The sequence below is a fragment of the Lactobacillus sp. Sy-1 genome, assembly GCF_019303535.1.
Lineage (GTDB): Bacteria > Bacillota > Bacilli > Lactobacillales > Lactobacillaceae > Nicoliella.
The window spans coordinates 314057-331101 of record NZ_JACCIU010000002.1; the positions used below are offsets into that span (position 1 = coordinate 314057).

Genomic DNA, 17045 nt, shown 5'->3' on the forward strand with positions numbered 1-17045 from the left:
AAAGTTCCCTCACTATTCTTTAGCCTTCATTTGTTCAGATAAATGAACAAGCTTTACTAGCATTTCATGATGCGGTGCTGTTAATCCGTGTTCAGCTGCCTTTTTAACAATGTATCCATTAATATAATCAACTTCTGTTGGCCGATTATGGCTCATATCCTGGTACATTGATGGACGATGATCCTTAAGCCTCCTGTTTTCATCCGCAATTACCTTCGTCATTTCATCAGCACTTTTAAGCATTTTAACTCCATCAGCATCGGCAACCGCATAGGCTTCATTAACTAACTCCGATGTCAGTTCATCTGCCTCACTAAACGTTTGATACTCACCCATTGTGATATCCATTAACGTACATAGCGTGTTAACAACAGAATTAAGCAATAATTTCTGCCATAGCGTTCCCTTATAATTTTCTGAAAGACTTGGATTCATCCCAGCTTTATCAAATTCTTCAACGACTTGGTTTGTAAAATCATCAGGTTGCTCAGTAACATTAACTAAGTGAACCTGTCCAGATCCTCGTCCACCCATTACATTTACGTCCCCAGGACCATTTAAAATACTTGCCGCAAAGGCAGTTCCAGCAATAATATGCTGTCTAGGAACGTATTTAGCAATTACATTAACTGCCCCCATCCCATTTTGATTAGTTAAAACATAGGTATTTTGATTCAAAAAATGCTTACTTGCTTCTAATGTTTTTTCATTATCCATTTGTTTAACAAATAAAATAACCAAATCAGGTGATTCCTTATACTCATCCGGCTTAAACATGTTTACCTGAACCAGGTGTCTATCCTTACCATTTCTAGCCACGAATACGCCACCCTGTTCTTTTACCTTGTTGTAGTTCTTATCCCAAGGTTCCACGAAATCAACATCAGTTCCAGCTGATTGAAGCAATAGTCCATACCTTAACCCCATTGCACCAGCACCTAATACAGCAACTTTCATACATTCCACCCCTAATTATTTTTGAATTGTAACCGCAATATTTCCATATTGTGATTTGTTCATCATCAGTTCATACCCCTGTTTAACATTTTCTAAATTAAAAACATGCGAATCCACTACGGGATGCCATTGGTATTTATCGTATAGTTCAAGCATCTTTTTAAATTCAGATTGGGTTCCACCAGTTGACCCCTTCATTACCCATTGATTAAAAAACAATCTTCTTAAATCAAAAGTTATTTCATCACCGCTAGAACTACCAAATGTAACGATTGTTCCACCAAATTTAAGTAATTCAACATCCCGGTTTAAAGTAGCGGGGCCAACATCATCAATCACAACATCCACTGGAGCAACCATTTTTACCCAATCCTCAGAATCAAGAACTGCTTCATCTGCCCCTAACTTCATTGCTTTTTCCAACTTATCTAGTTGCCTAGAGGAAACAATTACCGTAGCTCCCAGTGACTTAAGCATAACGATCATGTTAGTAGCAACTGCACCACCAGCCCCTGGGACGAATACCCTTTGGCCTGCATGGACTTGGCCCTTAGTAAAGACAGCCCGATATGCAGTTAAAGCACTAAGGGATAATACTCCAGCCTCTGTCCAGTTTAAATATGACGGCTTTTTGCTAACTTGTTTATAGCTAATTACAACCTTATCAGCTAACGTTCCATTATGGGGGTAGCCTAGTACCTCCATGTTAGTTGGCGGGACATTTGTATGGGTACCCCATAATAATGGGTTAACAATAACTTCATCCCCAACTTTAAATCCTCTAACATCCTTCCCCACTTCGGAAATGACTCCAGCCCCATCTGATCCTGGAATCAAAGGCGGTTGTTTTGAATCATGATGACCATTTAAAACAAATAAATCATGGTGGTTAAGTCCCGCGCTTTTTAAGGTAATTAAGACTTCATCTGCACTTGGTTTAGGATCTTCAACATCCTTAGAAAATAATAAATGATCAATGCCTAACCCACCTTCATGTAGTACTGCATCCATAATTTAAGCCTCCCAACATTATTGAATATGCTTTTTCTTGGTTTCTGGAACAAAGAACACGGTTACTAAAACAGCAATTAATGAGAGAACACTCATTGCGTATAAAACAGCCTTAAATCCAAAACTGCTTAACAACCATACAACAATAAATGGTGTAACCATTGTTGCTCCCTTAGCAAATGTGTTAGCGAGTCCAACCCCTCTTAATCTAAAACTAGTTGGAAACATTTCTGGAATAAATGCTCCAAAAACAGTTGAGATTAAAACGTAGATAAATAATGTTAATAGGAACCCGAACGTAATTAGTCCTAGACTGGTTGTTTGATATGTATACCCCAATCCCAAAACAACCATTGCAATAAAGCTTAGTAATAAGTTGAACTTCCGTCCCAGCCTATCTACCAGTAACATTCCTAGTAGTGCTCCTAATGGTGCAGCAACCATCATAATAGTTGAAAGCCCTAATGATTGTGATAGACCATGTCCTGATTTAGCTAACATCGTTGGCTCCCAGTTTACAAAAGTATATTCACAAACATCTGCAACTATTAATACAAATGAAGTAATAACAACTCGCCAAAATAGTTTTGCACTGCTATATGTAACCTTATCCGCTTGATCCATTTCATCTTGAACCTTGTTACTATTCCGCTTTTCATCTAGCAACTTATCATGATTAGGATCATCTTTTTCCATTTCATTAACAATTGCTTCAGCTTCTGCATATCTACCCTTAGAGAAGAACCATCTTGGTGATTCTGGTAACTCTCTACGTAGTACCCAAACAAATAATGCAAGAACTCCGACTCCAATGAATAGGACTCGCCAACCTAAACTTGGAATGATTAAAGAACTCATTAACATTCCTAAAGGAGACCCCCAACAGGTGATTGCGGTCATCCCCACGGCCCATCGGCCACGTTTATTTACCGGAGCGAATTCGTTAATCATTGCAAAACCAGTAACTAATTCTGCTCCCATCCCAATACAACTAAGCCCGCGTAACACAATTAACCAAGTCATATTAGGTGCAACTGCACTTAGCATTGTCATGACTCCAAAGAATACTAAGTTTAATTGGTAGGCATGTCGACGACCTAACTTATCTCCTAAAAAGCCAGCTGATAATGACCCGACTAATAATCCAAACGAGCTAGCAGACATCAGAGATGCCGTTTGACCTAAACTAGCATAGCCTGACTTCACTAACGAACTAGCAACTCCGCTAGCCAGATAAAAGTCGATTGACCTAACAACCATTCCCGCTAACACTAACCAAAATACCTTTTTGAACGTTCTACCAGTTGGTAGGTTATCTAATCTAAGATCCAAATCTTCAACGTCTGATTTTGAATAAACGCCATCTAATTCCTTTTCTTTTCCCACTACTTCAAGCATTGTTTATCATCCCCCATCAATTATTTAACATTTAGAGCCACAGACCCTAAACCCTTACTAAAGTTTGCACGCCAACTGCCCTTTGCTAAATCTACGGTTTTTGAAGTACCGGTAGTTACAAACTGACCTTTAGTCAAGCGATTTCCAATATGGTCGAGCTTCTCAACTAACCATTTTAAAGAGTTTAGTGGATTTCCTAATACTGAGGATGATTTAGATTGACCTAACTCGGAGCCATCGTGTTCTAAGTCCATAGTTACATCCGCTAAATCCAGTGGATTTAAATTTGCTGTTGAAACACTTTTACCCACTACCAATAAGTTAGCCATTGCATCATCAGCCATAAATAACTCTTTACTAAGCTTTCTAAACCAGTCTTTGAAGCGTGAATCTGGCAATTCAAATGCTGGTAATACATCAACTTTCGCTAATAGGGTGGTTAAATCATCACTTGGTAATAAAGTTTCATTTACTTGAAAAGCAACTTCCACTTCTAAAAACGGCTTGAATTGTTCGTTCAAAACCACCGTTCCTCCAGATACAACAAGTTGATTAGCACTTAACTTCCCAAAAATTGGTTGATCATAGCCATATCCCTTTTGTGATTTTTCGCTAGTTAAGCTGACTTTATAAGCAGCTACCTTATTATTTTCGCCATTTAATGCCTTATAAACTAGTTCCTGAACACTATAACCATCACTTTCCTTAGTAAGCATTTCCTTAAACGGTTCCCAATTAAGTGAACGTCGATCCTCATTTGCTAAAACTAAACTATCTGATACCTCATCTACGTTATTTTTACTCATAAATAAAATCCCCTTTCAAAATTATGAAACAAAATTTCTTTAACCTTTCCTCCTTGTTAATCAATTTTAAATATAAAAATAAAAAAATCCGCACAGATTTTAAAAACTGTGCGGATTTTCCATTGTTTCGGATTGTCCAAAGGGTTCCACACAGATTTCTTATAATCTGGGTGGACTTAATCGGTTGTCGTTATAACATAATTAAAAATTCCTTAGCCATCGCAGATTATGATCTAAATAATAATAATAATAATAATTAGAATCATAATCGCAATTGCTAAAGTTAAAGCTGAATCAATATTAAATTGTAAGTTATTAATTTTTAAATTACTATTCAGCTTTGACATTATAACTGCACTCCCTTGATTTATTATTTAAGTTGAAACAAATACTACAACCGAAATAATTTTATGTCAACCTAAAACATTGGTAAAATATTAAAATTAGATTATTTCAATTTTAATCGTTATCTTAAAACGACCGTCATTACAGCAACTAAGACACATTAAAACAATTACTAAATAATAAAAAATATTTTTTTAATTGATTTCAAAATAATCAACCCCACCCTAAGTTAAAAATGATTATCAAAAATTTATGTGCTAAGATTAATCTAGATATCTTTGAGGAGGTGTAGTAATGAAAAAATTGAAAATAATTCCTTTAATAGCAACCTTTACGATGCTTTTAATTCCCACCTATCAAACTGCTAAAGCAGCCCCTGGGTTAAATTCATCATATTGGTTACATAGTCGGACGGTGACGGTTAAAAAACGAGTCACCGCATACAAAGTCAAGGTAGCATCAGTCGGTTTTAAAGACCATTTTGTTGCTAAAAAAGTTATCAAAGCAGGCACTAAAATTAAAGCACAAAATGGTGGTGCCAGCTGGTATTGGATTGTCAAGGGGCACGGAATGCATAACAATGCCAACCACTTTTGGGTTATTAATATTAATAATTCTAAATGGATCAAGTAACCACTTACCTTAAAATCATAGTTCACAATTCCAAAACATAAAAAAGAGGTCCTAATCAATGAAAAAATTTATGATTACATTCACGTTAGCATTATCAATTGCCTGCTTCAGTAAGGGGTATCATACTGTGCATGCCGATACTAGTGATTCAACCACCAGTAGTCAAACGACCACAAGTGATGATAATAACCAATCAGATCAATCATCTGATTCCTCTGACGATAGCGATTCTGGTAGTGATAGTTCTGATTCGGATCAATCATCAAATGTCCAACCGACCAAGACGATCACTTTTCATTACCAAACCACTAGCGGCAAACAAATTAGCCCTGATGTAACTGAGACTACCAACGGGAATTCATTTTACTCCTATGCCTTCAACTACGACGGGACGGAAATTAAACCATATGTAAAAGCCATTAAAGGGTATGTTACATATTATCAGGCCCCTGATCAACTAACTTATGATAACTTACCATCTTCAATCACCGTTAAGTACGTGAAGGCTAGCGATGCGGCTAAGCAGATGAGTAAGTATTACATGCAATATTTAAATAGGTACCGGAACAAGTTAAAGTTAAAATCACTAAAGACCAGTAGCGACCTTAACAAAAAAGCGAACGTTAGAGCTAAGGAGTTAGAAAAATACTTCAGTCACGTTCGACCAAATGGTACATCATACAACACTAAGAATAGTGGCTATGGAGAGGTCATGCTAGGCGTTGACCTAATTTATTCAGGGCCTAATAAAACTTTAAACTACCAAAAAACTGCTGAAAATTGTGCTAAAACTTTGTTAACTGAAGATGCTCTTCATCGTGACACCCTGCTTAATACCTGGTCCAGCTACGGAGCCGCCGGTTTCAATTTATCCGACAACGGTTCGACCCTATGCGGTCTATTCAAACTCTAAGGATTAAATTAATTGGAGAGAAGGTTAACCATGCTCAAAAAAGTTATGGCTACTTGGTTACTATCCGGTACATTATTTATATCGGGAGCCACCATTGCTCACGCTGAAGTTACTAGCAACAATGGAATGATTGTATCTAATTCACAAATTCCCTCATCAATTAGCTTCTATTGGGATTATTGGCGAGAAGTTAAATTGACTCAACCAGTTGAAGCAAAGTTAATTCATTATCCCAATGAATCTTCCGTAAAAATAATCGTGACCAAAACTAAGATAATTCCCGCAAATACAATCATCTATGTCCATGGATTTCGCTCTTACAGTCCACCTAGCAAATCATATTTTGCAATTACCGAAAGTAAGAACAATGCCATCTATGGGAAAACTATCTTTAAAGTTACTACTCCATTTTGGACTGTCAATTATAACGATATTGTAAACTTCGAATTAACTAGTAATAATGATGTAGTCACTAAGATAAACGTTAAAGCAGCTACTAGTAATACGTTTACAAAGGATAAATGGCAATCGGGCTATCTCTCATTAAGTGAATTATTAGACGGCCTCACCAATAATGAAATCTTGGCTAAGTCATATTCTGACTTAAAACAATATCAAAAATTAAACCGCCAATATGAACTTGCTGATATTGGTAGTTCTAAAGAAACCCAAATCAAAAAGCAAATGAATAGAGTATTAAAAACCAAATTTATCAATTATTCCGGAAAGAACATCACTAAATCATTCAAAGTCCGTAGTTATAATGACCGGACCGTTCAAGTTAAAATGGGCCAACACATTTACTATGCTACTAATAAAAACATTCTCCCTTATAACACCACTAGTAATAATGGCATTTCATCATTAGAAAAGCCCACTCCCGATGGGCTAAAGCACATCGTTTTAAGAGCAGGTGATTCAATATACAATACCAACTACCAAACTTGGCAAACATGGTTAATGGATAAAAGTGGGCGTCTGTCTAAATCAAAGGGGTATAGTTATATTTTTGATGGCAAGCATTGGTACCACCGCTATTACGATGGCCAAAAGTGGCATCAAAAATTATTAAAATCGTAACTTACAACGAGCTCACGGTTTATTTAAGTCGTTATAAGTTTAATTCAAATGCCAACTGCTTTTGATTTCCATCGTAAACAACTCGAATCATGCCACGATATTCAAACCCAAATCGCTTCCCCAATTCTTGCATCCGTTTGTTAACGGGTCTGGTGTCAAAACGAACGTTCCGATACCCCTTCATTACCGACACCGTAATTAAATTGGAAAGTAAGTAGGATCCCAAATGGAGCCCATGATATTGACTTGCAATCGCAATTCTGTGAATCGTGGTGTATTGCTCAGCGGGACGGTTCCAACTGCCATCAATTTCTTGATAAGTTGGTTCGTCCCCCATCATTAAATACGCCGTTCCAGCAACGTTGCCGTTAACAATTAAAACGTAGCTATTTCCACTTTTGATATCTGCCAGCAGGGTTTCTTGATTTGGATACCCATTTTGCCATTGGTCACTCCCATCTGCTTTTAACAATTGCCGCGCTTCTTCAATAATTGATGTAACTTGATCTAAATCAGTAGTTTTAGCAACCCTTAAGTAAATTTCAGCCATTATATTTCCTCCTTAAAATAAAAAAATAGTGCGCGTTGAAAAAGACGGAAGTCTTCCTCCAGTCATTTCAACGGCACTGTTTTTTTGGTTACGCCTGCACATCCCAATCTTTAATTATCTTTAGTGTAACACATCATTTCCTAAAATGGTGTTAACAGCCGCTTCAATTTGAATTTTGGCAATATCAAAAGTTGCAACTGATAAATCGGTCGGTTCGATAATTAATGGTAATTCGGTGCAGCCCAGAACCACCCCATCCAAATCATTGTCATTGATCAGATGATTAACCATTTGCATTAATTGTAGCTTGGTCGCTGGATTAACAATTCCATTTTCCAGCTCCTTTACAATTTTTAAGTGTAACCAGTCCTGCTCCTCTTGGCTTGGCAAGCAGATTTGAATTCCCGCATCCTGAAACGGCCTGCTAAAGAAATCATTGCTCATTGTAAACTTCGTCCCTAGCAGTAACAACCGGTGTAAATGCAGTTGCTTAGCATGCGCTAGAGCAGTATCTACGATGCTTAGCAACGGTAACTTAGTTCGTGCTTGAATTTGGCTAAAAGCAATGTGGGGAGTGTTACCACACATCAACCCAAAATCAGCCCCCGCTTGTTGCAGATGGTTAGCAGCATCGCTCACGTAATCCGCAACTTGAGTTAATTGATCGGCATCCAATAACTTGAACATGTGATACATATTGATGCTTTCAATCGTTAGTTCTGGGAGTGATTGGGTGGTCCCTAATCGGTGCTGGTAGCCCTTAATAATATCATTGTAGTATCGAATGGTGGCTTCGGGCCCAATGCCACCGATAATGCCTAATTTTTTCATTTTGATTCCTTTCTTTAGTTAATGTAACAATTTGCTTATTACTAGCTTAGTTTATTCATTATAGAAATAATACCATGAATTGAATCAGCATTAATTTCCTTTTGCCATTTTTAACTTGCAATCAAATACATCTGATGTATTATATAAATGATGTGATGTATTTAAGAAAGGAACAACATAATGCAATCTAAAAATATTAGTCTTGGAACAGAAACAATTCAAAAAATTATTGCGTATATTAAAGATAATCAACTAACTTCGGGAGATAAATTACCTAAAGAAGCCGCCTTAATGAGTACGTTAGATGTCGGCCGCTCAACAATCAGAGAAGCAATGCAGGTGCTTGCCCACTCGGGAGTGGTAACCATTAAGCAGGGTTCAGGGACCTATGTCAATCAGTTGGAATTAATCGATGATCAAAATCCATTATTGTGGCGGACTGAAAAGATGCTTGAAAAAGAAGCAATCGCAGAGCTAGTTGACAATGACATTGCGCCGGATGAATGGATTACACTAAGGGCCTACCTTACTCGCAGAAATCAGTTATTAGAACAAGGAAAATTTAATGAGTATTTAGAACAAGACATTTTATTTCATGAGCAAATCGTAAAAATGGCCCAAAACGCCTATTTAATAAAGTGGTTCAACGAACTGAAACCCCTGTGGCGAAGTCATTTAAACCAATCGATTGCTAAGAGTCCCAATTATCAGGGTAAAGTTAATCATCACAATCAATTATTCGAAGCACTGATGAATCGTGATGTAAAGACAGCCATTGAATTAATTCAAAAGGTGGGTAAATAAGATGCTATCAATATCGACCGTCATTATTTTAATTATCGGTGGACTAATCGCAGGAATTCTAAATGGAATTGTGGGTATGGCGGTTCTAACCCTCTACCCAATCTTGCTATCAATTGGGGTCTCGCCCATCATGGCGAACGTTACAGCAACCATTAGCATTATCTTTAGTGGGTGCACGTCAGTTTTATCATCAGCAAAGGAAATCAAAAGTTATCGAAGCCAAACCATAATAATTACAGTTCTATCTGTAATCGGATGTGTCGCCGGCACATTCGTATTAATCAATAGTAGTAACGCTCAATTCAAGGCGGTGGTGCCATTCATCATTATGCTTGCTGGAATCATGATGCTGGTTCCTAAAAAAAAGCAGCCGACTGAAAACCGCTTCATGCGGGGGATTCAATACCTTTTCCTTCCCATGATTGGGCTTTACAATGGCTATTTTGGCGCTGGTTCCGGGATCCTAGAAACAGCCGTCCTTTCTAGAATTGTTCATCAACCATATTACGTATATAATGCCATTAGGAACGTTTTATCACTGGCTAGTAACATAATCAGCGCGGTTATTTTTACACTCTTGCTTCCCGTTGATTGGATTGTAATCATCCCCCTGGCGATTGGGTTAGTCGTGGGTGGTTACCTGGGCCCAATCATTGTGAAGGTTATTCCCACCAAGATAATGGAAATCTGTGTTGGAACGTTCGCAATCGGATTAGCATGCTATTTGTTTATTACTACCTACTAGAAAGAGGGTCATTAAATGAGAATTAATGTCTTACAACACACCCCGAATGAAGGTCCCGGATCAATTTTAGACTGGGCAGATGCACGAGGCCATCAGGTTTTCACATACCATCCATACCAATTTGGTTACCTCCCCACTGCTGAAGAAACTGACATGTTAGTAATTTTAGGTGGACCAATGAGCCCCAACGATTCAATGCCATGGATCCAAAAGGAACGGGATTTAATTAGTGAATTATTGAAACACAACGTTCCAATGTTTGGCGCATGTTATGGCGCCCAACAAATTACTAAAGCAATGGGCTATTCAGTTGGTAAGTCCCCCGTTAAAGAAGTTGGCTGGGCGCCAGTTAAAAAAGAAAGTAACACGATTCCTGGATTACCAAATCAGGTAACTGCACTTCATTGGCATGAGGAAATGTTTGAAGTTCCTGAGGGGGCTGACTTACTATTTTCAACTCCCGGATTACAAAATCAAGGGTTTGTAATGAACCATCGGATTGTCGGACTCCAATTTCACTTTGAACCTAAGGCTAACAACGTTCGTGAAATGGTGGTCAATGATTTTCCATACATCGAGGGTTCTGTATTGGGCCAAGATGCTCAAACGATTTTGAACACCCCAGTTCCAGCTGAAAATCGAGATGTAATGTTTAAAATTCTCGATTATATTAATGAATAATCCAATTTAATTCGCCAAAAAGCAGTGCCGCCATGATGCGCAGCACTGCTTTTTACAAACAATTATTTACTATTATTTTCGGCAATTAGTTTTCCAGTTCTTACCAATGGTTCTGGACCATCATTAGCAGCCATGTGGGCTTGGATTAAAACTAATTTATCATTATTTTCACGGGTTTTTTCTAATGCATCGATTAATTCGGTTTCAGTAGAAACATCGAATGCAATGTAATCATCTTGCTTAGCACCAAATGTATCTGGAATTTTAACATAGTTCAATTGCGGAACATCGTTGTAGTACTCATTCATCCCGTGAATCAAACGTTCAACAGTGTATCCAGCATTATCAATCACTAATATGATTGGATGAATTTTTTCTCTAAACGCCATTCCAAATTCCTGAATCGTTAGTTGGAGCGAACCTTCACCAGTTGATAGAATCGTTCGGTGACTAGGATCTGCAATCTGGCTTCCAATGGCAGCTGGAAATGCATAACCAATCGAACCCCATAGTGGTTGGGCAATAAATTGGGTATCCTTTGGTAAGGTAAATGGAACTAATCCACTAAAGGAAGTTCCCTGTTCAGTTACTAACGTGTCACCAGATTTAATAAAGCTTGCAACGGCTTGGTCGTAGAAGTTCTGTGTTAAAGCGTTATCACTAGCAACCGGCGTCGCAATTTGTTCAAAACGGTTGTTTCCAGCATTATCACATTTGTTCAAACTTAACTGGCTTAATTGCTTAACATTGGCAGCAAAATTATAGTTAGCTAGGTAGTCCTTGGCCTGCCCAAATACGGTGGCATCCTGGTTATTGATGTTAATCGTCTTCGTTTCATCAAAGCTCTGGGTGAACAAACCAGTGACCATGTCACCCAGTTTAACCCCGATCAAAATAATTAAATCACTGGCATCCACAACGTTATTAATGTCTTGATCAGAAATCAACCCGTCATAAGTACCAATAAATTGGGCTAAGCTTTCATCAACGGCATCTTTTCCTAACCCAATGTCAGAAAACAATAGGTTATTTTGCTTAATAAATTGTTCAACTAATCCTGATAGTTGCATATTGATAACTTCATGACCCAAAATGACAAGTGGTTGTTTGGCATTATTAACTTGCGTCTTAAGGTCATTCATTAACGATTGCGAATAGTTAGCATCATTATCAGCAATCACCAGTTTGATTTCAGTTTTAATCGTTTCGTTGACTGGCATTTTACCCACGTTAATTGGTAATGTCATGTAAACTGGTTTCCGATATTTAACGATGTAACTAATGGCATCGTTAATCTGATCAATCGGACGCTGGTCAGTTAATGAAACCACTTTAACGCCCAGTTGCTTATGGGCATTGGTAAACCGAACGTAGTTTCCATCTCCAAAGGTATGATGAACAATTTCGTGATGACTTTGGGAATTCATACTAGGCGCCCCGACGATTTCTAAAACCGGAACGTTTTCCGTAACGCTCCCGGCTAGTCCATTGATGGCGCTTAATTCACCAACTCCAAAAGTTGTAACAAACGCAGCGAAGCCATTCTTTCTGGCATACCCGTCAGCCATGTAAGAAGCGTTCAGTTCATTTGCGTTCCCAGTCCATTTAACATCATCGCGGTGGGTAATGTGATCTAGAAAATCTAGATTATAATCTCCGGGAACCCCAAACACATTCGAAGCGCCCATTTCTTTAATGACATCCACCAAATAATCAGATACAGTATACATAACGAATCCTCCTAAACTTTCTTAATTAAGTATGGCTTAATAATACCCCTGGGCGAAACTGCTCAACAATTACCAGGATTCTATTAAATCAATACCTTTTAGTTATGATTGGAGAAACCAAAATTGAACAACTTTACTTTTAATCAACTTCGCTACTTCTATAAACTAGCCCAGACTTTGAACTATCGAATTGCAGCAGAACAACTTTTTATCAGCCAACCCTCCCTCAGTCGCCAAATTCAAGTGTTAGAAAAGGCACTAGGCGTTGCATTATTTAAAAAACAGGGCCGCAACATCGTTCTTACTAATGCTGGTCAAGAATTCGTTATCCATGCCGGGCAAATATTAAGAGCAATCCATAATGCTACCCAATCACTAGAAAAATTTACTGGGAACGCAAAACCGGAGATCAAGGTCGGCTTCGCAGAGGATCATTTTTTCTACCCCCTAATGAATGAACCGGGGCTAGATAACCTCAAAATGCAGGAATTAATGAATGATGAAATCATTACTAAAATCAATAGTCGCGAATTAGATGCCGGAGTTACATTTCTACCGGTTGAAGATAGCTCAATAACTTCACAATACATTTTTAGTGATAATGTGGTGGCGGTTGTTGCTAAAAATAGTCCGCTCAGTTCATTGGTGGAGATATCAATGACGGAAATTGCTAAATTAAAGATTGCAACGCTATCTAATAAATTCTACTTCAGAAAGTTATTAAACCGGTACTTTCAAAATCATCTGATTTTTCCTAACTACCAGTTTGAACTAAGTAGTTTCGGTAGTTGCATTGACATTGTCCAGCAAAATAATGCCGCCATCGCACTAATTCCAAAATCTGTATTAGCTGCCAAACATTATCCCAACGTAGTTCCATTAAAGATTAATAGTCGCATTTTAAAAATTCGAATTGGATTAGTATATTTGAAGGAAAGTCAATTAACTCCGACATTACAAGAAATGCTGACCGTGATGGTTAAGCAATTTGGTAACAATCGGGAGAAATCATAACCATTTATCAATGACCTGAAATGCAAAAAAGCAGTGCCACCATGATGCGCAGCACTGCTTTTATTTTTTTAAATTTTAATTCATTGTTAATCCACCATCAACGGTGTAATTTTGCCCCGTAATGCCATCACTTTCTGGTGATCCCAAGAATAGCACCATCTTTGCAACTTGTTCTGGGGTCGTTACCTCTTTTAATGGGGTCTGAGTCGCAATTAAATCAAAAACCTCAGGCGTGGTAACCGAACTGGCGTTAGTCGTTCTCAAAAGGCCTCCGGAGACCATGTTAAAGCTAATGCCATCCTCACCCAACTCGGCAGCCAGATTCCTGGTGAATCCGATCAAAGCCGCCTTGGCAGTCGTGTACTCGTGGTAGGGGACAACTGGATTTTGAAATAAATTAGTCCCGATACTTACTACCTTTCCATAGTGGTTTTTAACCATTTCAGGCAGTGCACTTTGGATAACGTTAAAGGCCCCCTTCAACGTACCATCAATTTGTTTTTGATAGTCGTCCCATGACAAATCCTTAAACGCCTTTTGCTTTACGGGATCAAATTTGAAGCCCACTAACGCATTATTCACGACCACGTCCAAACTACCGAACTTATCAATTGTGCTATTAACCATCTGATCAACAGCATCCCGATTCCGCACGTCAGCTTGAATTGCAATTGCGTGGTCTGAACCGATCTGAGCGACCACTTTATCAGCAGCGGCTTGATGGTGGTAATAATTAACCACCACGTTAAAGCCAGCTGTACCAAATTGTCTTGCGGTTTCAGCTCCTAAACCAGAACTTGCGCCCGTAATTAAAACTGTTTTTGCCATCTGAAAAATCTCCTCAAAGATCAATCGAATGAAGCAATCACTAGATTAGTTTACACACTTAATTTCCCTCCGCCAGCATTACCTGGATCAGGTTCGTGGGTATAATCTCAGCCATTCCAGCACCCCAATTAATCGGTATATTTTGATACGGTTATATATTAAATGATATTCGTTAATTAATCAACCCAATTAAAAAGGCACTCCCTTTAATCAAGCACACCCTTCTCAAAGCTATTTAATTACCCGGTAAACTGCTTCCATTGGTTGACGCTTCTTTGGCGTAATCGCTTGATCACGATAACCAAAACTAACCATTACGGAAGTCCCCCACTTCTCAGGATCAATTACATCATGATCAGCTAAGATCCGGTCAATATTAGCCCGGTTAAAGCCTTCGATTGGACAACTATCAATGTCCAATGCAGCTGCTGTCGTCATCATGTTTGCTAGTGGGATGTAGGTCTGCTTAGAAGTCCAGTCAAATAGTTCTCGCGCCGTGTTTAATTTAAAATCATTTTCCTGGAAACTAATCACCTTTTTAGCAAATGGTGAATTAGGATCAAATGCGTGCCCTTGTACGTCCTCACTCATATGCTTGATGTGGGGTGAATTAATGTCCATGTTCTTTCTGGCAAGGATAATCACAAACTTATCAGCACCGTTAAAACTCTTTTGGGCTCCCCAGGCGTCGTCATACATTGCCTGCTTCAAATCATCATTTTCAATTAGCAAAAATTGCCAAGGCTCAAACCCCATTGAACTAGGGGAAAGGCGGGCCACTTCCATAATCGTGTTCCAATCCTTATCAGAAATATGCTTATTCGGATCATATTTTTTAGTCGCATATCTCCGGTGTGCTAAATTAATTAGTTCTTCATTTTTATCCATTTTCGTCACCCTTCAAAATTATTAGTTATTATCAAAATAGCATATTAAACTGAATAACTGCAATCAAAACGGCTTAAAATTACTAACTAATTGTTAGGAACTGCGGTTCCTTGACCACTGGCATCAAACTGTAGGTGCATTCCATTCTTCACATATACTTGTTCACCATCGGAAGAGGTTTCAATATGATGGGTGGCGTAAAACTCATTCTTTTGCTCTTGTTCATACTGAGGGGTTGGGGTGCCCACCCAATCACCACCGGGGGCCTGTTGGTAGGTCCAGTCAGCATTATTTTGAGGGACCGTGCTAACGGAACCTACAGCAGAGTTTGAATTGGTCGACGTTGCTTGTTGACCATTCGTACTAGTCGTAGTTGCTGGCGCCGTGTCATTTTGACTTTGCGCACTCGTTGGGTTGGTATCGAACGAAAAATCTTCCGCATCGTAGAGGTTCTTGAATCCTTCTGAATCAGCATTGCTCGAGATTCCAAATCCGATTCCAATCGACTTATTTATTGGAGACACTAGGTTTTCGTAGTGACCATGTTCCTTTCCGTCATTGGCCTCCGGACCCTCGTCAATATATTGGTGGGTCAATTCATTGGCAACCTCGGTTGGGGAACTCGGATCACCACTTTCATAACCCCGTTCAGCTAAGTTTTCACTTAATCCGTCATTGATTCCATATTGTTTGGCATCTTCGTCACCCAAAGCATTGCCATTACTATCATAGTGACTAATTGAACCGTCGCTGCGGGCCATGTTTTGAGCCACCCGTTGGTCAGCAATTTTATCGAGCGTTGGGTCCTCAACCACCGGAGACACACCCACTGAGGCCCGCAAGGCATTAATTTCCTTTAAGGCTTCAGCCCGATATTGTTGTTCATATGTAGCATTATTTACAATCGAGGAATTGGTATTATTATTCTGGTCATCAGAATTACTATTGGAATTAGATTGATCATCTGATTTGAGGTCGATAGAAGCTTTAACGGTTTGCTCCCCCTGCTTGTGCTTATGCTTCGTCTGCTTTTGCTGATGATGTGCCTTCTTTTTGTGGGCCTTCTTAACAACATGGTGCTTAGCAGCATTTACATTGGGTTCATTAGTAACCGCACCCAGCCCCAACACGGAGCTCAACAATAGTGTTACCAATAATGACTTTTTCATTATAATAACCTTCTTTAGTAGATTTTAAATTAATTTGGCAAAATTATTGTAGTCCGAAATCGTTGATATATCAACACTTAGATAAAAATTGCAAAATAATTACAAAGAGATTAGATAAAAAGCTTTACATTCTCATTTAAAGGATGTATATTATTATCAACAACAAAGCAAAGGGGATGTTTCCAATGCAATCCGAAGGTAATACCACAGATTAAATTGTAAAGGACGTGTTTCCACCAATGTTAGTATAAGTGAACTACCCAGCTAATGAAAGAGAGGTACTTACCATTCACTTAAACGACCGCTTTACCCCAGATTCTAAATAAGAAAGAAGTGTTTCCACCATTCCGTTACTAACGATTCAAATCCATAATAATAATGCCTGACAAGTCATCTAAGATGGTTTGTCAGGTATTTTGATTTCCGTGCTTTTTCACCCGATTTTAAAATTAGAAAATAATTAAAATAAATTAGAAAAAGTTGATCAAAAGGGTTTACTTTCTCAGATAGCGGGTGTATTATAATGACAATAAATCAAAGGGGTTGTTTCCAATGTCATAAGAAGCGCTTTACCTCAGATTAATTTATAAGGAGATGTAATCACCAACTTAGTGCAGAGCTTGCTTTACCCAGCTAATGAAAGAGAGGTACTTACCATTCAC

Annotated in this window: 17 protein-coding genes and 1 riboswitch; of the genes, 7 read left to right on the forward strand and 10 right to left on the reverse strand. The window is 38.5% G+C overall.

Annotated elements, in window-relative coordinates; all coding sequences use genetic code 11:
• Nucleotides 1-12: 12 nt before the first annotated feature.
• Genes HZL42_RS08300 through HZL42_RS08315 form a run of 4 tightly spaced genes read right to left on the reverse strand, consistent with a single transcriptional unit; the run spans nucleotide 13 to nucleotide 4172 of the window.
• Complete coding sequence (locus HZL42_RS08300) at nucleotides 13-957, reverse strand: ketopantoate reductase family protein (protein ID WP_219283192.1); 945 nt, start codon at nucleotides 955-957, stop codon at nucleotides 13-15.
• 15 nt (nucleotides 958-972) lie between these two features.
• Entirely contained in the window at nucleotides 973-1968 is a 996-nt protein-coding gene (locus HZL42_RS08305) for a zinc-binding dehydrogenase (RefSeq protein WP_219283194.1), read from the reverse strand.
• Nucleotides 1969-1986: 18 nt separating this feature from the next.
• A complete protein-coding gene (locus HZL42_RS08310; RefSeq protein WP_219283196.1) occupies nucleotides 1987-3366 on the reverse strand; it encodes an MFS transporter in 1380 nt (459 codons plus the stop codon).
• Between the two features lie 20 nt (nucleotides 3367-3386).
• The gene (locus HZL42_RS08315; RefSeq protein ID WP_219283197.1) at nucleotides 3387-4172 is read right to left on the reverse strand and encodes a 2-keto-4-pentenoate hydratase; all 786 of its coding nucleotides are present in this window, start codon (nucleotides 4170-4172) and stop codon (nucleotides 3387-3389) included.
• 639 nt (nucleotides 4173-4811) lie between these two features.
• On the opposite strand from HZL42_RS08315, the gene HZL42_RS08320 reads away from it, so the two are divergent.
• Genes HZL42_RS08320 through HZL42_RS08330 form a run of 3 tightly spaced genes read left to right on the forward strand, consistent with a single transcriptional unit; the run spans nucleotide 4812 to nucleotide 7143 of the window.
• Nucleotides 4812-5150, forward strand: coding sequence for a hypothetical protein (locus tag HZL42_RS08320; RefSeq protein ID WP_219283198.1), 339 nt, complete (start codon nucleotides 4812-4814; stop codon nucleotides 5148-5150).
• 58 nt (nucleotides 5151-5208) lie between these two features.
• Nucleotides 5209-6063 carry a CAP domain-containing protein gene (locus HZL42_RS08325; RefSeq protein WP_219283199.1) on the forward strand — a complete coding sequence of 285 codons (855 nt, stop codon included), beginning with the start codon at nucleotides 5209-5211 and terminating at the stop codon, nucleotides 6061-6063.
• A 30-nt stretch (nucleotides 6064-6093) separates the two neighbouring features.
• Entirely contained in the window at nucleotides 6094-7143 is a 1050-nt protein-coding gene (locus HZL42_RS08330; protein ID WP_219283200.1) for a hypothetical protein, read from the forward strand.
• A 31-nt stretch (nucleotides 7144-7174) separates the two neighbouring features.
• On the opposite strand, the gene HZL42_RS08335 is transcribed toward HZL42_RS08330, so the two are convergent.
• Together HZL42_RS08335 and HZL42_RS08340 are read right to left on the reverse strand one after the other, a co-directional pair.
• Nucleotides 7175-7693 (reverse strand): GNAT family N-acetyltransferase, encoded by a 519-nt coding sequence (locus tag HZL42_RS08335; protein ID WP_219283201.1) that lies wholly within the window; start codon nucleotides 7691-7693, stop codon nucleotides 7175-7177.
• Nucleotides 7694-7813: 120 nt separating this feature from the next.
• On the reverse strand, nucleotides 7814-8524 hold the full coding sequence (locus HZL42_RS08340) for an aspartate/glutamate racemase family protein (RefSeq protein ID WP_219283202.1): 711 nt from the start codon (nucleotides 8522-8524) through the stop codon (nucleotides 7814-7816).
• Nucleotides 8525-8704: 180 nt separating this feature from the next.
• On the opposite strand from HZL42_RS08340, the gene HZL42_RS08345 reads away from it, so the two are divergent.
• The 3 genes from HZL42_RS08345 to HZL42_RS08355 are packed head-to-tail and all read left to right on the forward strand — an operon-like array spanning nucleotide 8705 to nucleotide 10754.
• Nucleotides 8705-9328 (forward strand): FadR/GntR family transcriptional regulator, encoded by a 624-nt coding sequence (locus tag HZL42_RS08345; protein ID WP_219283203.1) that lies wholly within the window; start codon nucleotides 8705-8707, stop codon nucleotides 9326-9328.
• Between the two features lies 1 nt (nucleotide 9329).
• Nucleotides 9330-10073 carry a sulfite exporter TauE/SafE family protein gene (locus HZL42_RS08350; RefSeq protein WP_219283204.1) on the forward strand — a complete coding sequence of 248 codons (744 nt, stop codon included), beginning with the start codon at nucleotides 9330-9332 and terminating at the stop codon, nucleotides 10071-10073.
• A 15-nt stretch (nucleotides 10074-10088) separates the two neighbouring features.
• Entirely contained in the window at nucleotides 10089-10754 is a 666-nt protein-coding gene (locus HZL42_RS08355) for a type 1 glutamine amidotransferase (RefSeq protein ID WP_219283205.1), read from the forward strand.
• Between the two features lie 62 nt (nucleotides 10755-10816).
• Here the strand turns inward: HZL42_RS08355 and HZL42_RS08360 are convergent, their stop codons facing one another.
• Nucleotides 10817-12484: an alpha-keto acid decarboxylase family protein gene (locus HZL42_RS08360; protein ID WP_219283206.1), complete on the reverse strand. Its 1668-nt coding sequence runs from the start codon at nucleotides 12482-12484 to the stop codon at nucleotides 10817-10819.
• Nucleotides 12485-12607: 123 nt separating this feature from the next.
• Here HZL42_RS08360 and HZL42_RS08365 point away from each other — a divergent pair, with 123 nt between their 5' ends.
• Nucleotides 12608-13498 (forward strand): LysR family transcriptional regulator, encoded by an 891-nt coding sequence (locus HZL42_RS08365; protein WP_219283207.1) that lies wholly within the window; start codon nucleotides 12608-12610, stop codon nucleotides 13496-13498.
• Between the two features lie 75 nt (nucleotides 13499-13573).
• On the opposite strand, the gene HZL42_RS08370 is transcribed toward HZL42_RS08365, so the two are convergent.
• The 3 genes from HZL42_RS08370 to HZL42_RS08380 form a co-directional block, all read right to left on the reverse strand.
• Nucleotides 13574-14326, reverse strand: a complete 753-nt coding sequence (locus tag HZL42_RS08370) for a 3-oxoacyl-ACP reductase (RefSeq protein ID WP_219283208.1) — start codon at nucleotides 14324-14326, stop codon at nucleotides 13574-13576.
• Between the two features lie 46 nt (nucleotides 14327-14372).
• Nucleotides 14373-14463: riboswitch (TPP riboswitch) on the reverse strand.
• A gap of 94 nt (nucleotides 14464-14557) precedes the next feature.
• The gene (locus HZL42_RS08375; protein ID WP_219283210.1) at nucleotides 14558-15214 is read right to left on the reverse strand and encodes an NAD(P)H-dependent oxidoreductase; all 657 of its coding nucleotides are present in this window, start codon (nucleotides 15212-15214) and stop codon (nucleotides 14558-14560) included.
• An 86-nt stretch (nucleotides 15215-15300) separates the two neighbouring features.
• A complete protein-coding gene (locus tag HZL42_RS08380) occupies nucleotides 15301-16383 on the reverse strand; it encodes a CAP domain-containing protein (RefSeq protein WP_219283211.1) in 1083 nt (360 codons plus the stop codon).
• Nucleotides 16384-17045 lie beyond the last annotated feature (662 nt).